The sequence below is a fragment of the Geodermatophilus sp. URMC 62 genome, assembly GCF_052931475.1.
Window position 1 is genome coordinate 1,553,683 of sequence record NZ_JBRFHY010000001.1, and the last position, 18,970, is coordinate 1,572,652.

Annotated in this window: 17 protein-coding genes and 1 pseudogene; 6 read left to right on the plus strand and 12 right to left on the minus strand. The window is 69.8% G+C overall.

The features are described 5' to 3' along the window. Positions 1–97: 97 nt before the first annotated feature. Positions 98–1,309 carry an acyl-CoA dehydrogenase family protein gene (locus ACU616_RS07480; RefSeq protein ID WP_446757846.1) on the plus strand — a complete coding sequence of 404 codons (1,212 nt, stop codon included), beginning with the start codon at positions 98–100 and terminating at the stop codon, positions 1,307–1,309. 91 nt (positions 1,310–1,400) lie between these two features. On the opposite strand, the gene ACU616_RS07485 is transcribed toward ACU616_RS07480, so the two are convergent. Both ACU616_RS07485 and ACU616_RS07490 read right to left on the minus strand, forming a co-directional pair. Next, positions 1,401–1,601 (minus strand): hypothetical protein, encoded by a 201-nt coding sequence (locus tag ACU616_RS07485; protein ID WP_446757847.1) that lies wholly within the window; start codon positions 1,599–1,601, stop codon positions 1,401–1,403. Between the two features lie 74 nt (positions 1,602–1,675). After that, positions 1,676–1,897, minus strand: a complete 222-nt coding sequence (locus tag ACU616_RS07490) for a hypothetical protein (protein ID WP_446757848.1) — start codon at positions 1,895–1,897, stop codon at positions 1,676–1,678. Positions 1,898–2,032: 135 nt separating this feature from the next. On the opposite strand from ACU616_RS07490, the gene ACU616_RS07495 reads away from it, so the two are divergent. After that, the gene (locus ACU616_RS07495; RefSeq protein ID WP_446757849.1) at positions 2,033–2,476 is read left to right on the plus strand and encodes a MarR family winged helix-turn-helix transcriptional regulator; all 444 of its coding nucleotides are present in this window, start codon (positions 2,033–2,035) and stop codon (positions 2,474–2,476) included. 6 nt (positions 2,477–2,482) lie between these two features. Here ACU616_RS07495 and ACU616_RS07500 read toward each other — a convergent pair whose 3' ends face one another. Both ACU616_RS07500 and ACU616_RS07505 read right to left on the minus strand, forming a co-directional pair. After that, positions 2,483–3,109: an FMN-dependent NADH-azoreductase gene (locus ACU616_RS07500; protein ID WP_446757850.1), complete on the minus strand. Its 627-nt coding sequence runs from the start codon at positions 3,107–3,109 to the stop codon at positions 2,483–2,485. A gap of 105 nt (positions 3,110–3,214) precedes the next feature. After that, positions 3,215–4,849, minus strand: a complete 1,635-nt coding sequence (locus ACU616_RS07505; protein ID WP_446757851.1) for an LCP family protein — start codon at positions 4,847–4,849, stop codon at positions 3,215–3,217. A 186-nt stretch (positions 4,850–5,035) separates the two neighbouring features. On the opposite strand from ACU616_RS07505, the gene ACU616_RS07510 reads away from it, so the two are divergent. Beyond that, positions 5,036–5,839: an exodeoxyribonuclease III gene (locus tag ACU616_RS07510; protein ID WP_446757852.1), complete on the plus strand. Its 804-nt coding sequence runs from the start codon at positions 5,036–5,038 to the stop codon at positions 5,837–5,839. On the opposite strand, the gene ACU616_RS07515 is transcribed toward ACU616_RS07510, so the two are convergent. The 3 genes and pseudogenes from ACU616_RS07515 to mobF form a co-directional block, all read right to left on the minus strand. Beyond that, positions 5,836–6,957, minus strand: a complete 1,122-nt coding sequence (locus tag ACU616_RS07515; RefSeq protein ID WP_446757853.1) for a tyrosine-type recombinase/integrase — start codon at positions 6,955–6,957, stop codon at positions 5,836–5,838. The two genes, ACU616_RS07510 and ACU616_RS07515, sit on opposite strands and share 4 nt — an antisense overlap. Before the next feature lie 146 nt (positions 6,958–7,103). Next, positions 7,104–7,313, minus strand: coding sequence for a helix-turn-helix transcriptional regulator (locus ACU616_RS07520; protein WP_091161178.1), 210 nt, complete (start codon positions 7,311–7,313; stop codon positions 7,104–7,106). Positions 7,314–7,579: 266 nt separating this feature from the next. After that, positions 7,580–10,225 (minus strand): annotated as a pseudogene (gene mobF, locus ACU616_RS07525) (MobF family relaxase); the annotation flags it as partial. Between the two features lie 468 nt (positions 10,226–10,693). Here mobF and ACU616_RS07530 point away from each other — a divergent pair. Further along, entirely contained in the window at positions 10,694–11,569 is an 876-nt protein-coding gene (locus tag ACU616_RS07530; RefSeq protein WP_446757854.1) for a protein phosphatase 2C domain-containing protein, read from the plus strand. Between the two features lie 146 nt (positions 11,570–11,715). Here the strand turns inward: ACU616_RS07530 and ACU616_RS07535 are convergent, their stop codons facing one another. After that, positions 11,716–12,984 (minus strand): hypothetical protein, encoded by a 1,269-nt coding sequence (locus tag ACU616_RS07535; protein WP_446757855.1) that lies wholly within the window; start codon positions 12,982–12,984, stop codon positions 11,716–11,718. A 159-nt stretch (positions 12,985–13,143) separates the two neighbouring features. Between ACU616_RS07535 and ACU616_RS07540 the strand changes: the two genes are divergently transcribed. Together ACU616_RS07540 and ACU616_RS07545 are read left to right on the plus strand one after the other, a co-directional pair. Next, positions 13,144–13,734 (plus strand): YdcF family protein, encoded by a 591-nt coding sequence (locus tag ACU616_RS07540; RefSeq protein WP_446757856.1) that lies wholly within the window; start codon positions 13,144–13,146, stop codon positions 13,732–13,734. A gap of 472 nt (positions 13,735–14,206) precedes the next feature. Beyond that, positions 14,207–15,247 (plus strand): TauD/TfdA family dioxygenase, encoded by a 1,041-nt coding sequence (locus ACU616_RS07545; RefSeq protein ID WP_446757857.1) that lies wholly within the window; start codon positions 14,207–14,209, stop codon positions 15,245–15,247. Positions 15,248–15,488: 241 nt separating this feature from the next. On the opposite strand, the gene ACU616_RS07550 is transcribed toward ACU616_RS07545, so the two are convergent. From ACU616_RS07550 to ACU616_RS07565, 4 genes are all read right to left on the minus strand, one after another. Further along, entirely contained in the window at positions 15,489–16,103 is a 615-nt protein-coding gene (locus ACU616_RS07550; RefSeq protein ID WP_446761459.1) for an IS630 family transposase, read from the minus strand. Then, on the minus strand, positions 16,013–16,555 hold the full coding sequence (locus ACU616_RS07555) for a helix-turn-helix domain-containing protein (RefSeq protein WP_446757858.1): 543 nt from the start codon (positions 16,553–16,555) through the stop codon (positions 16,013–16,015). Before ACU616_RS07555 ends, ACU616_RS07550 begins: the two co-directional genes overlap by 91 nt. Positions 16,556–16,722: 167 nt before the next feature. Then, complete coding sequence (locus tag ACU616_RS07560; RefSeq protein ID WP_446757859.1) at positions 16,723–17,976, minus strand: IS256 family transposase; 1,254 nt, start codon at positions 17,974–17,976, stop codon at positions 16,723–16,725. 139 nt (positions 17,977–18,115) lie between these two features. After that, a complete protein-coding gene (locus ACU616_RS07565) occupies positions 18,116–18,943 on the minus strand; it encodes an IS3 family transposase (RefSeq protein WP_446757860.1) in 828 nt (275 codons plus the stop codon). Between the last annotated feature and the right edge of the window lie 27 nt (positions 18,944–18,970).

The following is an 18,970-nucleotide window of genomic DNA, read 5'->3' on the forward strand; positions in this document are numbered from 1 at the left end:
GGGTGCCCGGCTCCCGGCGTCCTGGCTCCCGGGAACGAGGCGGAACGGGGCCGAACCCCGGTGCGACGACGGTCACGCAGCGGGCTACCTTCCGGGCATGGACTTCGCCCTCTCCGCCCGAGCCGAGGACGTCTGCGGCCGGATGTGGGACTTCATGCGTGAGCAGGTCTTCCCCGCCGAGCCGGTCTACGACGCCTGGCGCGCCGAACGCGGTCATGACGACCACGGACACCCCCCGGTCCTCGAGGACCTCAAGAAGGAGGCCCGCGCCCGCGGCCTCTGGAACCTCTTCCACCACGAGCTCGGTGGCCTCTCCAACCTCGAGTACGCGTCGGTCGCCGAGATCATGGGCTGGTCGCCGGTGATCGCGCCGGAGGTCACCAACTGCGGCGCCCCTGACACGGGCAACATGGAGACGCTGATGCTGTTCGGGACGCCCGAGCAGAAGCAGCGCTGGCTCGAGCCGCTGCTGGAGGGCGAGATCCGCTCCGGCTTCGCGATGACCGAGCCCGACGTCGCCTCCTCCGACGCGCGCAACATCCAGACCTCGATCGTGCGCGACGGCGACGAGTACGTGATCAACGGCCGCAAGTGGTGGACCAGCGGTGCCGCCGACGAGCGCTGCCAGATCTTCATCGTCATGGGCAAGACCGACCCCGAGGGCGCGCCGCACCGGCAGCAGTCGATGGTGCTCGTCCCGCGCAACACCCCGGGCCTGGAGATCGTCCGGCACCTGCCGGTGTTCGGGTACCAGGACCAGCACGGCCACTCGGAGCTGCGCTTCACCGACGTCCGGGTGCCGGTGTCGAACATCCTCTCCGGGGAGGGCGACGGCTTCATGATCGCCCAGGCGCGGCTGGGTCCCGGCCGCATCCACCACTGCATGCGCGCCATCGGCATGGCCGAGCGGGCGCTGGCGCTCATGGTGGACCGGACCCAGAAGCGGGTCGCCTTCGGCCGGCCGCTGGCCGAGCAGGGCACCGTGCGCGAGGCCATCGCGCTGTCCCGGATCGAGATCGACCAGGCCCGCCTCCTCGTCCTCAAGGCGGCCGACCTCATCGACAAGTTCGGGGCCAAGGGCGCCCGGACCGAGATCTCGGCCATCAAGGTCGCCGCCCCGCGGGTCGCCCTCGACGTCATCGACCGCGCCATCCAGGTGCACGGCGGCGCCGGCGTCAGCAACGACACCGTGCTGGCCCGCTTCTACGCCAGCGCCCGCACGCTGCGGATCGTCGACGGCCCCGACGCCGTGCACATCCGCGGGGTGGCCAAGGAGGAGCTCGCCCGCGAGCGTCCCTGGGTCGGCTGAGCCCCGGGCCCGACGGCTCCCCCGCACGACGCCGGGGCCGGCACCTCCCCGAGGTGCCGGCCCCGGCGCACGTGCTGGCCTCCCCGCCGGTTCAGGGGGACAGGCTGGTCCCGAAGCCCGCGGCCGCGAGCTTGGCCATCAGCGGGGTGCGGTCGAGGCCCACCCCGGACAGGGCGTCGGCGTCGCGGTCGGTGTCGATGTCGTCGGGCAACCCGTTCTCCACCGCGTCCGCGGTCGAGTGGTCGCCCTCCGTTCGCAGGATCTCGAGCAGTCGCTTCTTCTGCAGCTCCACGCACGTCCTCCGTCCTGGGGTCCGCTCGGTCCCCGGAGTGTGGTGCCCGTCACGGCCGCACTGCAACGCGGAGCTCAGCGCGCCTGGCGCGACCGGCGCAGCAGGAACCCGCCGACCGCGAGCAGGACGACGCCCAGGGCCAGCTGCGCGACGCCGACGACGGTGCGGTCGCTGGCGAACCACGTCGGTGAGGACACCAGCAGCACCACGCCGATGCCGAGGACCAGCAGCGCGACCAGCCGCTCCCGCCGCGCCGTCGTCCCGCCGTCCCCAGCCCGTGCCGGACCGCCGCCCATCTCGCCTCCGTCCCCGCCGGCCCGCGACCGGCTGCTCCGGCCGAGCCAACCAGACGGCGGGTGGCAGGCTGCGGGGGGTTGGAGGCGGGCCGACGTCCCGGCCGCCCGTCCCCGCGTCCTCGCTAGGGTCGGGGCGTGGCGGAGCCGGTCGACCGGGTGCTCCCGTGGGCCCTGCTGCTCCGGGTGCACGCCGCCGTGCTCCCGCAGCTGGAGCGCGCCCTGGCACCGCACCGGCTGCCCCTGGCCTGGTACGACGCCCTGCTCGAGCTCAACGCCGCGCCCGGGCGCCGGCTGCGGATGAGCGAGCTGGGGGCCCGGGTGGTCCTCAGCCGGGAGCGGGTCAGCCGGGTGGTCGACGAGCTCCAGCGCGCCGGCCTGGTCCGGCGCGAGCCCAATCCCGACGACCGGCGGTCGCTGTTCGCCGTCCTCACCGACGAGGGCCGGGAACGGCTGCGCGCCGCCGCCCCGGACTACCTCGCCGGTATCGAGGCCCACTACACCCGCCACCTCGACGACGAGGAGATCGCCGTCCTCTCCCGCGCGCTGGCCCGCGTGCTGGAGGCCGAGGAGCGGCGCTGAGGCGCCTCAGAAGGTCTTGCCCGCGTCGCGGGCCTGCGCGTGCGCCAGCCCCCGGCGGACGTCGACGTCGTCGGCGACCAGGTCGGGCCGCAGGTGGATCTCGGTGACGTCGGTGATCCCGGCCCAGTGCAGCCAGTCGGTGAAGAAGGTGCTCTGGAAGTCCGACCCGAAGGCGGGACCGCGGCCGGGCCCGTACACGGCGCTGGTGTACACGACGGCGGCCTTCTTGCCGGTGAGCAGGCCGCGGTAGCCGGTGTCGGGGTCGAAGCCGAACAGCAGGCCCGGCTGGCTGACCACGTCGATGAACTGCTTGAGGACGTAGGGCACGCCGGCGTTCCACATCGGCACGCTGAACAGGTAGCGGTCGGCGGCGTCGAAGCGGCGGAACGTCGCCTCGACCGCCCGCCAGGCCTCGGCAGCCTCCCCCTGGGGCTCCTGGCCGGCGAAGAGGGCCATCTTGCCGGCCGTGGCCTCAGCGCCGAAGGCCGGCAACGTGCCGTCCCAGAGGTCGAGGGTGTCGACCGGGACGCCCGGGTGGGTCTCGGCGAAGGCGGTCAGGAAGGTGGCGGCCAGCGCTTGGGACTCGGAGGCCGATCCGCGCGGGGAGGCGGCAACGTGCAGCAGGGCGGACATCGGAGGTCCTCTCGGGAGGATGTGTGCGGACGCACGTAGTATGCAGACGTGCGTGCGCACGCACAAGACCCGGCACCCCTCACATCGGTTCCCACCCCCCGCGGCTCAGCCGTTCTTGCTCGGTGGCTCGCCGGCGTCGAGGGCTGCCTGTGCCCGGACCGGGTCGTACGCGCAGGCGTCGCCGACCTCGGCGGCGGGCGTGGTGGTCGGCGCTGCCGGCGTCTGCCCGGGGGTGGCGTCCCCGGCGGTGGCGTCCCCGGCGCCGGGCGCCTGGTCGCCGGACCCTGCGGGAGCCGTCGAGGACGCCGCCGGTGCGGCAGAGGCAGATGCCGCGGCCGCAGGCGCCAGGGAGTCGGACACGATCCGCCGCATCAGGTCGTAGTCGGGGTAGGCGGGGTTGATCAGGCTGGTGTCGAAGACGACGCTGCGCACCTCGGCGTCCTTGACCAGGAAGGCCAGGTCGACGAAGTCGTCGAGCGCCGAGCGCGGGATGTCGGTGCTGACGATGTCCTGCGTCGTGGCCGCGAGCTCCTGGTACTGCTCGAGCAGGGTGATCGGGTCGGCCGCGTCGATGATCGCCTTGATCGCGCAGCGCTGCCGGTCCATCCGGTCGTAGTCGGTCAGCCCGTACCGGCCACGCGCGAACTGCAGCGCCGTGTAGCCGTCCATGTGCTGGTCGGGCCCGGGGGCGATGTAGTCGTCCGGGAGTTCCTCGCCGGTGATGCCGTTGATCGGCACGTAGTAGTTGACGTCGACCGTGATCCCGCCGAGCGCGTCCACCAGCCGGCTGAACCCGTCGAGGTTGACCAGGACGAAGTAGTCGATGTCCAGGCCGAGCGCCTCGCCGACGCCGAGCTTGAGGAAGTCCGCGCCGGGGTCGTCGGTGGGCCCGAGGACGTCCGGGTGGGCGGCGGGGCCGTTGCGGTAGACGGAGTTGAGCAGGCTCTCGCTCTCGCTGCCGGCGTCGAAGCCGTTCGGGTACAGCGCGGCCAGCGGGCTGTCGGCCGGGAACGGCAGGTCCTCGAGGTTGCGCGGCAGGCTGAACAGCGTCGTGTCACCGGTGTCGGTGTCGATGCTGGCCACGATCACCGTGTCGGTGCGCACGCCCTCGCGGCCCTCGCCGCCGTCGCCGCCGAGCAGCAGGACGTTGACCCGCTCCTTGCTGCCGAACGGGTCGGCGGCGTCGTCGACGGTGGCCGACTGGCGGTCGTCGCCGAACAGGCCGTCGAGGAGGCCGCGCTGGGCCACCGCCACCGTGCCGACCCGGTAGGCCGGGTAGGCGACCGCAGCGACTAGGGCGACGACCAGCAGCGCCCCGACGGCGAGCCTCGGGCGCGAGCTGCGCCGCGGCAGCAGCGACCGGTAGCCGGTGACGACGACGAGGACCCAGGCGAGGGCCACCGCGACGATCCCGGCGAGCACCCAGTCCAGGCTCGTGGGGTCGACCAGCAGCCGCGCCGCAGTGCGCTGCCCGGCCGTGGCCAGCCAGACGCCGCCGGCCACGAGCAGCAGGAAGACGACGAGGACGGCGGCGCCCAGCTTCCGGCGTCCGGAGGCGAGGTAGGCGGTGCCGGGGACGACGGTGTTCGCGACGGTCAGCCCGAGGACGGCGCCCAGGGACCGCGACCCCAGTCGCCCCCGCGCGGACCCCTCGTCGCGCCCGTGGGCCGTGGCGCCCGGCACCGGCGGGAGGGCCGGCGCGTCGCCGATCGGACGGGTGAGGTCGTCGTGGTCGGTCACGACCGCACCCGGCGGGCAGCCAGGGTCCGCGTCGTCCAGGGCGTGGTCATCCGGCCATCGTCCCACTGGTACCTGGCAGTCACGGCGGCTCCGTACCCCGTGAACGCGCAGGTCACCCGGGAGGACGTGACCGTGGTCTCCTGTCGGAGCCGTCCCGGGCGCCGGCTCTCGTTACGCTCGGGTGCCGTGCGCCTCGCGACCTGGAACGTGAACTCCGTCCGCACCCGCGCCGACCGGGTGGTCGCCTGGCTGCAGCGGCGCGACGTCGACGTCCTGGCCCTGCAGGAGACCAAGTGCCGCGACGACCAGTTCCCCACCGAGCGCTTCACCGAGCTGGGCTACGAGGTCGCCCACGTCGGCCACTCGCAGTGGAACGGCGTCGCGGTGCTCTCTCGCGTCGGGCTCTCCGACGTCGAGGTCGGCTTCCCCGGGATGCCGACCTGGAGCAGCAAGGAGGGCGCCGACCCCACCGAGGAGGCCCGCGCGCTGGGGGCCACCTGCGGCGGCGTGCGGGTGTGGAGCCTCTACGTGCCCAACGGTCGGGCGCTGGGCGACCCGCACTACGACTACAAGCTCGCGTGGCTGGCCGCGCTGCGCACCGCGGCCGGCGGCTGGCTGGCCGCCGACCCCGGCGCCCAGGTGGCCCTCGTCGGTGACTGGAACATCGCCCCCCGGGACGAGGACGTGTGGGACGTGAACGTCTTCTCCCACTCGACGCACGTCTCCGAGCCCGAGCGGGCGGCGTTCCGCGCGGTCGTGGACGCCGGGTACGCCGACGTCGTCCGGCCGCACGCGCCCGGTCCCGGCGTCTACACCTACTGGGACTACACCCAGCTGCGCTTCCCGCGGCGCGAGGGCATGCGGATCGACTTCGTCCTCGGCTCCCCCGAACTCGCCTCGCGGGTGACGAATGCCCTGGTAGATCGCGAGGAGCGCAAGGGCAAGGGCGCCAGCGACCACGCCCCGGTTGTGGTGGAGCTGACCGACTAGCGGACCGTCTGGGCGCCCTGGGGCACATCTGGGGCACACAAGGCGCTGGCCATGTCCCACGCCGCGTCGATGGCGCCCCGCGTCCGGTCGTCCGAGTCCGGCATCAGGTGCCCGTAGGTGCTCAGGACCAGCGAGGCGTCCTCGTGCCCCAGCCGCTCCGCCACCGCGACGACCGACTCGCCGGCCGCGAGGAGGACGCTGGCGTAGTGATGTCTCAGGTCGTGGCTCGTCGTCCCCTTCGGTAACCCCGCCTTGGTCACCGCCCGGCTCATCAGGTTGTGGCCGTAGTAGACGTGCCCGAGCGGGGCGCCCTTCCCTGTGGTGAAGATCGTTCCGTCCTCGGCCGCTGGGGACGCCGTCAGGTGCGAGGCCAGCGCTTCGGCGACCACCCGAGGCAGGGGGATTATCCGCTTCGACCGGGGGGTCTTCGGCTCGCTCCGCTCACCCTTCGACCCCTGGGTGAACTGCCACTCGATCCGCACGGTGCGGCGCAGGAAGTCGACGTCCTGGACGCGAAGCGCGAGCAGCTCGCCGATCCGGAGCCCGAGCCCGGCCTGAGTCAGGACCATGGCCCGGTAGCGGTGTGGCATGGCCCCGGCGAGCGCCGCGACCTGCTCGACCAACAGCGGCACGACCCGCTCCCTCTCGTGCCGAGGAAGTTGGATGCGGACGACGGGTGAGGAGGCCACCAGCCTGTCGAGGACCGCGGCCCCGTACACGCTTCGCAGCAGCCCGACCGCTTGTCGCAGGGTGGTCGGGGCCAGCACCCTCGACCGATCGGTGGCCCACGCCTGGACCTCGGACGGGCGCACGTCCGCGAGCCTCCGACCACCGAGACGCGTCCCCTCGATGTGCAGCCGGATCATCATCTCGGTCCGCCGCGCCGTGGTCGGCCGGTGCGGGCGGGTCTCCGCCCACCTCCGGGCGTACTCGGCGACGGTGGTCTTCGAGGGTTCGACGTACGTGCCGCGCGCCTTGTCCGCCTCGACCGTGGCCGCGTGACGATCGGCGTCGCCCTTCTTGCTGAAGGACTTCTTGCGCTGTCTGCCCTGGTCGTCCCGCCACCGCGCCTCGTAGGTCGTCCGCCCGTTGCGGACCCGCTTCTCAACACTCGCCATGGCTGACTCCTCAACGTCTCCGACGCGGCCTGGCTCGGGGTGGGCGTCGTCGCTTCTGGGGACGGAACGGATGGGCACGCAGCATGCCGAAGAGAGCCGACGAGGCGAGGGCGTCAACCCACGGACTGTGGCCCTTCGCCGGGTCGCTATCCGGTGGCGCTACGACCCAGTTGTTCCTCGACCCACGCCTGGAGATCGTCGCGGCGGTAGAGGACGCGCCGGCCGAGGCGAAAGCTGCGCGGGCCGGTGCCGAGGTGGCGCCAGTACCGGAGGGTGGCGACGGGGGCGCGCAGCAGTTCGGCGGCCTCGCTGATGGTGAGCAGGTCGGGATGGTGGCCGGCGGTGTGCTCGGACATGGTTGCCTCCGGTGGGCTCGGGTGGGCTGTGCTCCGTCACGAGAGAAGGCGCCATTCGGGCGCGATTGGTGACAGCCGACCACCGATGGCTTCCGAAATCCTCCGGTTCTCCTCTTGCTGGTGTCCGGGCCCGCAGCCGACGGTGGAGGCGGCCCTGCTCATCGACCGATGCCCCGCGCGGCGCCCCCACGGGCGAGGGATGGTCCCCGCCGTTCCGCCTCGGGCCGGGGGACGCTCGGTACCGGCGCGACCGGCCGCCGGGGAGCGGCTGCCGTCCGGTCAAACGACCGGTCCTGGCGGTCGCGGGCGGCCTCTCGAGCGGCCAGCTCGGCGGCGTGGCCGGGGCCGAGGTCGGCCCGGTCGCGGCCGAAGACCGCGATCCACTGCGCCCGGGCCTCGGCCACGTCGGCCGCGACGAGGTGCGCGGTGTTGGACAGCCGTCCGCGGGTCATGCCGACGTAGGCCGAGGCCGCGCCGGTCGCGTTACCGATCACCACGTGCGCGGCGGGAACGGTGTCACCCTGCACGCCGTGCGCGGTGCTGGCGTAGGCCAGCTCAACGTGCTCGGTGACGTAGTCGGCGGGCAGCACCCGGACCCGTGCGCCGGCCGGGGTGACATCGCCGCGGGGGACGTCACCGGTGGCCGTGCCGGCGGTGACCAGCAGCCCGCCGCGTCGGCCGACCGCGGTGACGGTCCACGTGTCCCGGTTGGCCACCCCCAGGTCACGGTCGTTGCGCCGGGTGGCGATCCGGTCGCCGGCGCCGATCCGCTGGCCCGCCCGCGTGGTCACGACCCGGACGTTATCGACGCGGCCGTCGGTGACCAGCCGGTAGCGGATGGCGGCGTTGAGCTCGCTGGTCTGCTCGCGGGTGTCCGCCACCACTGCGACGTCGGCCGCCCGGAGGATCTGGGTGGCGGTCGCGGCCAGGGCGTCCTGCAGCGCTGCGTGGTTGGGGTGCAGGTGGATCCGGCCGCGGGCGAGGAGGGCGTCGAACACCGCGCCCGGCGTGTCACCCCGCCGCATCGCCAACGTCAGCTCGGCGTACTCGCCGTCCGGAACCGTCTGGCCGGTGCTGTCGGTGCGGGTGAAGCGGTGCACCGACTCCAGGGTGAGGTGGGCGGCCGGGTCGACCTGGGCGGCGGCCAGGTCCAGGACACCGCCACGGCCGACCGCGGCGAGCTGGTGGCGGTCCCCCAGCAGCGCCAGCCGCGCCCCGCCCTCGTCGGCGACGGTGAGCAGAGCGCGGGCGGTGTCCTGGTCGAGCATGCCGGCCTCGTCCACAACCAGTACATCTCCGGGCCGCAGCCGGGCCTCCTCCGCCGGCCCGGTGTGGGGGCGGCCGGTGACCGGGTCGAGCTCGCCGGGGGCGAGTCGGGTCCACTCGCCGTGCTCGTTCCAGCGCCAGCCGTGGGCGAAAGCGAGGGACGCGGCCGACCCGGCGGGCGCGCCCACCTCCGCGCGGGCGACCTGCGCGGCCTTCAGCGTCGGGGTGACCACCATCAGCCGCCGTCCCTGCCGCTGCAGCAGGTCGCGGGTAGCGGCCAGCGTGGTGGTCTTGCCCGCGCCGGCCGCGCCCTCCACCACGACCAGCCATCGGTCGCCGGCCAGGACGGCGACTGCGGCGGCCTGACCGGGGTCCAGGCCCCGGACAGCGCTGGCCGGCGGCGGCGCCGGCCGTGGTGCACCCAGTGGTGGCTGACCGGCGCGGGCGGCGAACCGGGTGCGCAGGTCGGTCTCCACGTCGAGCACCGGCTGTGAGGTCCAGGACCGGATGTGTTCGGGCACTCCCTCCCGGTCGACCAGGGGAACGCACCGGTCGAGAGCGCGGGCGGTGAGGTCCTCGGCCAACTCCAGGCGCACCGCCGTGTCGGCGACGATGCCCTCCGCGGCGATCAGCCGCTCGACCTCGCCGCGGATGTCGGCGGCGTTCCAGGCCGAGCGGCCGGCGGCCAGCCGGGTGAGCACGGTGTCGACGGCAGCCTCGCGGTTGAGCGCGCCGATCGGAGTCGGCGCCAGGGGGACGGGGTGGGCGGGATTGCGATAGCCCAGTGACCCCAGCTCGGCTCGCCACCGTGCCACGAGGTCGGCCCCGGAGCGGGGGATGACCTTGTCCGGGCGCCCCTCGGCCCAGGCGCGGGTGTCCCAGGCCCGCCGCAGCGCCGGACCGGGCTGTTTTCCGGGGTGCGCCGCTATCCAGTCGCGTTCGTAGCGGTCCAGGTTGTGCCCGATCTGCGTCGCCCTTGCGCTGAACGGGCCGACGTAGGCGCCGAGCTCCAGTATTTCTCCGGTCGCATCCACGGTGTAGCCGTGGCTGGCGAGTGTGGCCCGGAACTGCGGATCGCAGGCGACCGCGGCGTGCCCGATTCCGTTGATGGCGGCGAGGAAGTCGCGGACGCCGACGGTGTGCAGCCCGCGCCACTGTTCGGCGGCGAACACCCGGGCGCCGATCTGCAGGTGCAGATGCCGGTGCGGATCCCCGGCCCGGGAGGTGTAGTGCCGCACCGTCACCGCCTCCAGCACCTCCACCGGCACCTGGACCTGGCCGCCGCGGGGACCGACCCGGGTGGTCGCGTGGGCGGCGAGCCAGCCGATGATCTGGGCGGCGGCGCGGTCCTGGGCGGCGTCGTAGGCGGCGGCGACGTCCGAGTGCACGGCCGCTGCCAGTGACCAGGACTTCGGGCCGTTGACCACCACCTCGACGAACCGCACCGCCCGCTCGTCGGTGCGCAGCCGCCCCCATGGGTCACCGGTGTCCGGGTCGCGGCCGGCCACCCAGGTTTCGTAGGTCTCGCCCGTGAGCGGCGCCCGCTCGGCCACCCGTCCGTCACAGGCCACGAAGCGGCGGGCCAGGCCGGTGCCCTCGGTCAGGTAGTAGTCGTCTGCTCGGCCGCGGTCGGCCTGCAGGTACACCCGGGCCGCCGCCGGCTACCCGGCGTACACCTTCATTTCACCGCGCATTTCCGACGCCACCCAACGATGACCAACAGGTCACCCCTAGAAACGGCGACGGGCCCCGCGAAGCGGGACCCGGACTACCGCTATTGGTAGCATGCGTGCCGCTCACCAGTAAAGACTTGGACGACGATGACTCGGGCTGACGATTGCCGACGGTTCGGAAAGGACTGACTGAATAGTTGAATGATGACGATAACAGTTGATCTGTTGGTTTGCCGTGAACATTCCTCAATGAATTAATGGTGCTGATGGCAACGCTTTGCATGGGAGTGCATTCACTGACGGCGTCGGGCCAGCTGCGACGGGCTCAAGATTGATAATGGCAGCCTGTGATCGGTCGGACCGCCAAGCGCGATCCTCAACTCCACCCGCAGATCCGTGCCACCTCTGGTGGATGCGGCTTAGCTTGCTAGTATTTCGAACGTGACGCTTCGCATCCTCGATCACATAACTGAGCCCAGCCTCGATTCGAATGTGAATGAGGACGCATGGGGCGCAACCGATAACGCTGCATGGGTCATTGACGGAGCCACATCGCTATCAACGGCACGGTCGGATCTTGAAAGTGATGCACGGTGGCACGCCCAAACGCTGTCACGGGAACTGAAACATCAGTTCGCTTCCGGAGGGACGGATCCGGTAGAGGCCCTGCGTGCGGCCATCGAGTCGCTCGCCCAGCAGGCAGGGAACCGATACGAGGGACAAATACCCCCTTCATCGTCCGTCGCAGTTGTCACCCTTGACGACCGACGTCACAAAGTGTACCGATATGCTGTACTCGGCGATGTCACCATCCTATACTTAAACAGCCCTAGCAGTGAGGCGCTGACCGTCCGGCCTATCCGCCAGTCCGTCACGGAAAATGCCTTGATACAGGAGTACGTGACCCTGCGTGGTACTGGAATGGCGATGCAGGAGGCTCACGAGAAGATATTGAGAAAGATTGAGGAGCGTCGCGCCTGGGCCATGAACACAGCCAATGGCTACTGGATCGCTAGCCTGGATCCAGCAGCCGCCGACCACGCAATCTGCGGAAGCATCCCTCGAACAACCAGCACTCGTATTCTTTTAATGACCGACGGATTCGCGGCGGCCCAACGGTATGGCTGCCTCGAGAGTTGGGAGCCGGTCGCTTCGGCAGGTTTACCCTTAGAGCTTGTTCTACGCTGCGTTCGTTCGGCGGAAAAGGCGGACGCCGACTGCACCCTGCATCCGCGACTGAAGAGGAGCGACGACGCCACTGCGGTCCTCTTTTTCGCGGCCAATGCATTGGACCAGCACGAATCGACGGCACATTGAGGGGGTCGCGTCTAGGGACTCCGTGCCTCAGTTCGCGATCCACAGTAGCGCGTTCATTCACGGACGGACGGTCGGGATCCATCCATTACGCGACGGTCTTGGACGATCGCTGCACGCAGGATCGAAATTTCGATGTCTTACAAATTTCAATCAAGCCCCCGCAGGAAGAGGCCAGCATGCGGCGCCCTCCTCAACTCCTGGATTTTTGACAGTTGGTGCCCGAGGTCGTTGCGCTCTGCTTCCAGACCTAAGTGTCGAAGCTTCTCTTGCCCCTCGGCAAAGGTCTTAGGTTGGCTGACAAGGACATGAGCAAGGCTCAATTCCCGACGGACTACTAGCAGCGGGGAGGCAGCTGCGGACAGGCGTACCTCAGTTAATGCTTCATTAGCCGCGTCTGGCCCCTCGAACCTCAGGAGGGCAGACGCTAGCTTGAGATAACCGCTGACTACGTCGGTGTTGTGCTGTTCAAAGTAATCGATCGCTCGCAAGATGCGTCGTTTTGCTTCATCGCCATGGCCTAGCTTCGTAAGGACGGACCCGGCAAACAGGATCGCCCTAAAGCGGCCCCTGTCGGTCAGTCGGCCATCGTCGGAGAGCGATGAATAGGCTGCCAGGGCTTCCCGGAGTTGATTGCTCATTTCGAGGAGCACCGCAGTCATCAACTCGGCCTCCGCCTGACGGGGGGTCTCTCGCGCCTCCGCCCACATCGCCGCTGCAAGTCGGTAGTTCTTCTCGGCCGGACGCCTGACATGCAGACGGCCCCGGTCTCTGTAGACATGCCCGAGCAAAAAATGTGCCGTGGCATACAGCCGCAGCTCGCGCGCGGAAGGCGATGAACTACGTGGGGCCCTCAGTATTTCCTTTAGAGCTGCCTCGGCTGGCACGAATCGCTGTTGGGAGATGGCGTCAGTCACGGCAGCAAGAACGTCCTCCATGCGCACGAAGTCACGCACCGTGAGGATCCGCGACTCCGACTGGCGGTCCCCGCGGATCGCTGGAGGGGCATTGGGTTTTTCACCACCCAACACTTCAAGCAAGAGACGCATGAGAAGCTGTTCGTCGAACCTGCGGAATGTATCAGGCTTCCTTGGTTTGCCGTTTCGGAAGGCCGCGTCTGCCCTGACTCGCCGGTGATCCAGTGTGCCGACATTGCCGCGCGTATTCAGGCCGAGCAACAGGTACCACGCGTCAGCAGCGCGTCGGTCAGGTAGCTGCCGAAGTATGCTCGTGAAGAATCGCTCGACTTTGTCCAATGCGGCTGTTGGGGAGATAGTAGATAGTCCCTCACCGATTGACGATGTGACCAGCCCACGGAGCGCGTCGTAGCGCTCCGGCCGTTGGGCGAGATCTTTCCAGCCAGCCTTCTTGAGCCTCACCAAGTCATTGACGAGGGCACGGCCAGCGTCGTCGCCCATGGGAGCCTCCTCCGGGTCATGACCGTTTGTCACCGTCGAGTCAGTCTGCTTGGCTGAGGCGTTCTGCACCAGAGGGTCGAGCGGGAGGCGGTGAGGATGGAGGAGAGTGCGCGAACCATCTGGGACTACCTCTGCCACGGCCATGGTCCGTCGGGCCCCGTGGACGCCGTCATTGCGCTGGGCTCACATGACGAGCGCGTCGCGCGGCACGCGGCGGAACTCGTGCTGGCGGGCATTGCGCCAGTACTCGTAGTGACCGGTGGACAAGGAAAGGATACGCCGATATCTTGGGGGGCATCTGAGGCGGCGTATTACCGACAGGTCGCAGAGGATCAAGGGGTGCCGCGTACACAGATCCTGATGGAGACGCGCGCCAGCAACACCGGCGAAAATATCGACTTCTCTCGCGCTCTACTGGAAGGGCGCGGCCAGAAGGTTCACGCGGTCGTTCTGGCGACCAAGCCTTATATGCAGCGCCGAGCCGCGGCAACCGCAGGGAAGCGCTGGCCAGAAGTCCGGCACTTCACCTCAGCGCCTAAGCTGCCATTCAGCGACTACCTGCACGGAAGTAGCAATCTGGACTCGACCGAGTTCATCAATCTAATGGTTGGAGACCTTCAGCGTATGAAGGTCTACGCCGAACGCGGACTTCAGTTACCTCAGGTCATCCCACCCGCGGTTTGGGCGGCCTATGAGGAGCTGGTCGCAGTCGGTTACGACCGGTATGTCCTCAAGGATTTGGACGCCTGAGGATCCTTTGCGGCCTTCTCCTGCCGAGTGAACTTCTGGAACTGCTTCACCTGAGGTTTTCCTTCCAGGATTGGCTCCCAGGGACACGTGAGAGAGGCATCGACGCAGGTCGAGCCCTGTGCCAGCGAGTGTCGAGTGCCGCCTGGAGGGGGCCTGCGCCGAGTGGCGTGACCGAAGTCCCTCGCGACCCGCTGCGACTTAGACCGGCGACGCTAGCCGCACCCCTTCAACTGGGTGTGGATTGCTAGCGAGTGAATCGCCCTCCGCTTTTTTTCCGGTTTTTTCCCCGAGATGAATCCTGGGGAGCGGTGCTTTGCTACGCCCAACGCCGAGAGACACGGAGGGAGGTGGCAGAGGACTCGGCGCTAGGACAATGCAGAACCGGGCGAGGCTTGGCCCGCCCGGTCCCAGTCAGTCGTCGCCAGTTCCCTTGCCAGGCTAGGCGCCGACGGTCTCGTATCAGGAGCTCTCCATGTCCATCGACCACTCCCACTCGTCACCCTACAAGGTCACGACACTGATCCGCCAGATCCACCTGCCGAGAGTTGAGCGTATGAACCTGCGCACCACCATGCAGAGATTTGGCCCGATTAGCGACCAGGACGTAACTGACGGCCTTATTGAGGCCCACCGCAGCGCCTTCCTCGGTAGCATCTCGGGCCCGACCCGCGAATACATTTACGAGGCGCTTCGCAGCCAGACAGTCACGGTGCTACGCGGGATCGGCCTGCTCGACGACGAGTTGCCCATGACACCGTCCGAGGACGCTGGGTTTCCGCCTCTGGTCACCAACAACCTGCACCTGGCCGTCTGCGCGGTGGTGGCGGAGCCGGCGTCCTACGACGTCGAGCAGTCCGGCCGGTTAATCCATCACCTCGTCGCGCAGCGTGGACAGGAGCACACGCTCACAGGCCGCGGAGGCGCACCGCTCGGTCAGCACAACGACCTAGCCGCACTGAACGACACTCCGGAGGCACTGATCATCACTGGTCTGCGCGCTGGAGACCCGCCAGTCCCGACGCTTGTCGCCGGGCTGGAGGCGGCGCTGCGGCTTCTGTCGCCGCGTGAACGACAAGCGCTCGAGCAGCCTGACTGGGACATCGCCATGCCGTACGCCTACGAGGAGGCGGCCAGGGCCGCCGGGCAGGAGGTCACCCGCAACGTCCCTCTGGTGCAGCGACTCCCCGACGGGCGCCGTCGGATCAGGGCTGCCTTCTACGGGGACCGCACGCGACCCCTGAGCCGCCAGGCTGAAGCTGTGACCCGCAAGCTCCGGACGGCGCTCGACAACGTCGCCGAACCTGTGGCGCTATACCCCGGTGACGTCGTCGTCATCCCGAACCGATCCGCCACACACGGGCGCGGCCAGGTGCCTTCTCGTCACACCGGCACCGACCGGTGGCTACTCCGGACATCGGTGTTCCCCGAGCACACGTTCCGGCGACTGAGGCCCCTTATGAACACCAGCCGCGTTATCGACACGAGGAGGTACTTCGAGGGGCAGAAGCCCTAGCACCTCTGCGGTCGGAGCCCGCTTTAGGACATGGGGGGAGGGTGTTCGGGATCAGGCACTAGGACCGGACCGAACACCCTCCTGACCGCGTTCACGACAGGGGCCGCTGCGACGACTCAAGTTCGTTCAGGGCTGTAGCCGTCGCGGCACGACACTTTGGGCTGGCGACCCGGCGACGGCCATCTGGGCCGTGCGTCCGACGGAGGCGGCGCGAAGGTCCAACGATCGTTAAGAGTGGTTGTTACAGGAACGGTCCGTACTCAAGGCCGGTGCTGGCGAGGAAGCCGCGGAGGAGCCCGGGACGGTACTGCATCCGTTTCAGGCGGGTCTTCACCAGCGCGGTCAGCTCGGCGATGGTGTGCTTGGTGAGGTTGGCCAGCGAGCGCTTCAGGTGCGACCACACCGGCTCGACGGGGTTGAGCTCGTGGGCGTAGGGCGGCAGCCGGTAGACCGTCAGCCACGGCCGGGCGGCGATCAGTTCGGCCATGGCCTTGCTGGCGTGGGTGCTCAGGTTGTCCCAGACCAGCACGATCGGCCCGCCCAGCTGCTGATGGGCGGCGTCGAGCAGGCGGGCGTAGTCGGCCTCGGTGAACCCCGTGCGCCCGCCGCCGCGCCGGCCGCGGTGGGTGCGGTAGATCAGCCGGGGCCGCTGCCCGGGCTTGACCGCGACCAGGGCGGCCACCGACACCCGCGGGCTGATCGCCGCGGTCACCCGCACCACCGGAGTCCGACCGCGGCGGCCCCAGGTGCGCCCCTTCGGCGGCCTCAGCCCCTGACCGGACTCGTCTTCGAAGACCAGCCAGGCGCCCAGGTCCGCCGCGGTCCTTTTATCTGCGGCCAGGTCTCCTCCCGCCAGGCGCTGGTCTGCTCCTCGTCGCGCTCGACCGCGCGCCGCGCGGGCACCTGCACGCTCCAGCCGAGGCGGTGCAGCAGCAGGTCCAGCCCGGGCAGGGTGTAGTCCACCTCGAACCTGGTGTGCACGACCTCGGCGATGCGCGGCAGCGTCCAGCACTGGTCGGCCCAGCCCCACGCCGCCGGGCCGGCGTCCAGCAGCGCCTGCAGCTCCTCGAGCTGGGCCGAGGTGAGCTTGCACCGGGCGCCGCCCGGGCCCTTCGACGCCAGCGCCGGGCGACCACCGGCGGCCAGTGCGCGCCGCCACCGGTTGGCCGACATCCGGCTCACCCGAAACCGGTCCGCCACCTCCCGGTCGGTGGCGCCCTCCTCGATCCACTCCGCTGCGGCCAGCCGCACCTGCTCCCGCCGGGCGCAGTCCTCGGCGGTGAGCCCGCCACCCTGGGGATACCTCATGGGTCTGGCATAGCGCGCGCCGCGCGGGTTGTCAGCAGGCTACGGAACTCCCGCCATTAATGATCGTTAGACGGGAAGCCGTAGTGATTGTCCTGCGACAATCGATTGCCGACGGTCAAGTCCGTTGGCGTGGTGTGTGACGGCTTCGGCGTGATCTTCCTGTCTGGTCAGGCGCTGAGCGCCGGGATGGTCACCTCCTCGGTGGTGGCGGAGTCGGTGTCCGAGGCGGTGAGGGATTGGACGCGGCAGCGGGCCAAGACGTCGAGGCCGAGGTAGCGGCGACCTTCGGTCCATTCGTCGTGCTGCTCGGCCAAGACCGCGCCGACCAGGCGGATCAGTGAGTTGCGGTCGGGAAAGATGCCGACCACGTCGGTGCGCCGGCGGATCTCGCGGTTGAGCCGCTCGGAGGGGTTGTTGCTCCAGATCTGGCGCCAGACCTCCTTGGGAAAGGCGGTGAAGGCCAGCACGTCGGCCCGCGCGCTCTCGAGGTGCTCGGCCACCTTGGGCAGCTTGTCGGCCAGGGCGGCCAGCACCCGGTCGAACTGGGCGTGCACCGAGGCCGTGTCGGGCTGGTCGTAGACCGAGTGCAGCAGCGCCCGCACCCACGGCCAGGACGCCTTGGGGCAGACCGCCATCAGGTTCGCCGCGTAATGCGTGCGGCAGCGTTGCCAACTGGCGCCGGGCAGAGTGGCGCCGATCGCCTCGACCAGCCCGCGGTGGGCGTCGCTGGTGACGAGTTGGACTCCGGTCAGGCCGCGGGCGGTCAGGTCGCGGAAGAAGGCCAGCCAGCCGGCGCCGTCCTCGGCGGAAGTGACCTGCAGCCCGAGGATCTCCCGGTGCCCGTCGGCGTTCACGGCGGTGGCGACCAGGGCGTGGGTGTTGACCACCCGGCCCCCCTCGCGGACCTTCAGGACCAGGGCGTCGGCGGCCAGGAAGGTGTAGGGGCCGGCATCCAGCCGGCGGTGCCGGAAGTCGGCGACCTGGCCGTCCAGCTCCCGGGCCATCTCGCTGACCTGGGACTTGCTCAGCCGCGTAATCCCGAGGGACTCGACAAGCTTCTCCATCCGCCTTGTGGAGACGCCGAGCAGGTAGCAGGTGGCGACCACGGTGGTCAGCGCCCGCTCGGCCCGGCGGCGGCGCTCCAGCAGCCAATCGGGGAAGTAGGAGCCGGCCCGCAACTTGGGGATCGCCACCTCGAGGGTGCCGGCGCGGGTGTCAAAGTCCCGCTGTCGGTAGCCGTTGCGGGTGTTGGTGCGCTCGTCGCTGCGTTCACCCCAGCCAGCGCCGCAGACCGCGTCGGCCTCGGCGCTCATGAGCGTGTTGATGAACGTCGTGAGCATCTGCCGGAGCAGATCAGGGCTGGCCTGGGTCAGCTGCTCGTGCAGGAAGTGGGCAGGGTCGATACTGCTCGGAGCGGTCATCGCGTCGAACTCCTGGGTCTGTGGAAGGTCTCCAGAAGATCACGCGGTGGCCGCCCCTACGTCCGAGGCTCGCTCGTCACCGAGCCCGTCGAACACCACCTTGGCGGACGCCACTATCGCGAAGCGACGCGCAGCGCCCTTATCTGTGGAGGGACCCCCGGTCAATCGGGAGTGCGGCGGTGTGAAGGCCCTCGAACTGGACTGGCGAGAGGTAGCCGAGTGCGGAATGGCGCTGGCGAGGGTTGTAGAAGGCCTCGATCCACTCGAAGATTGCCGACCCGAGGTCGGCCCGGGTGGCCCAGACCTGCCGATCGAGCAGCTCGCGCTGAAGGGTCGACCAGAACGACTCGATCATGCCGTTGTCGACGCTGGACGCGACCCGCCCCATCGAACCGAGCAGGCCCGCGGCGCGCAGCCGGTGGCCAAATATCCAGGACGTGTATTGGCTGCCGCGGTCGCTGTGTACGACTGCGCCGGGTCCGGGCCGGCGGCGCCACCGGGCCATCTCGAGGGCGTCGACGACCAGTTCGGAGCGCATGTGGTCGGCGATCGACCAGCCGACGACGACCCGGCTGAAGACGTCCAGGACGGCGGCGCAATAGACCTTGCCCTCGCCGGTCGGGTGTTCGGTGATGTCGGTGACCCACAGCCGATCAGGTGCGTCGGCGACGAACCGGCGTTGCACCAGGTCCTCATGTACGGCCGGCGCCGGGCCGGCCCGGCGGTACTTGCGTCGGTGACAGACGCCAGTCAGACCGGCGCTGCACATCAGCCGGGCGACCCGCTTGCGCCCACAGGCCACCCCGAGCCCGAGGCGGAGTTCGGCGTGCATCCGCGGCGCCCCGTAGGTGGCCCGGGAGGCCTGATGCACGTCGGTGATCGTGATGATCAGTGCCTCGTCGGCGATCTGGCGGGCACTGGCCGGACGAGCCCGCCACTCGTAGAAGCCCGACCGCGAGACCTGCACACCCGGCAGGCCACCTCGACGTCGAAG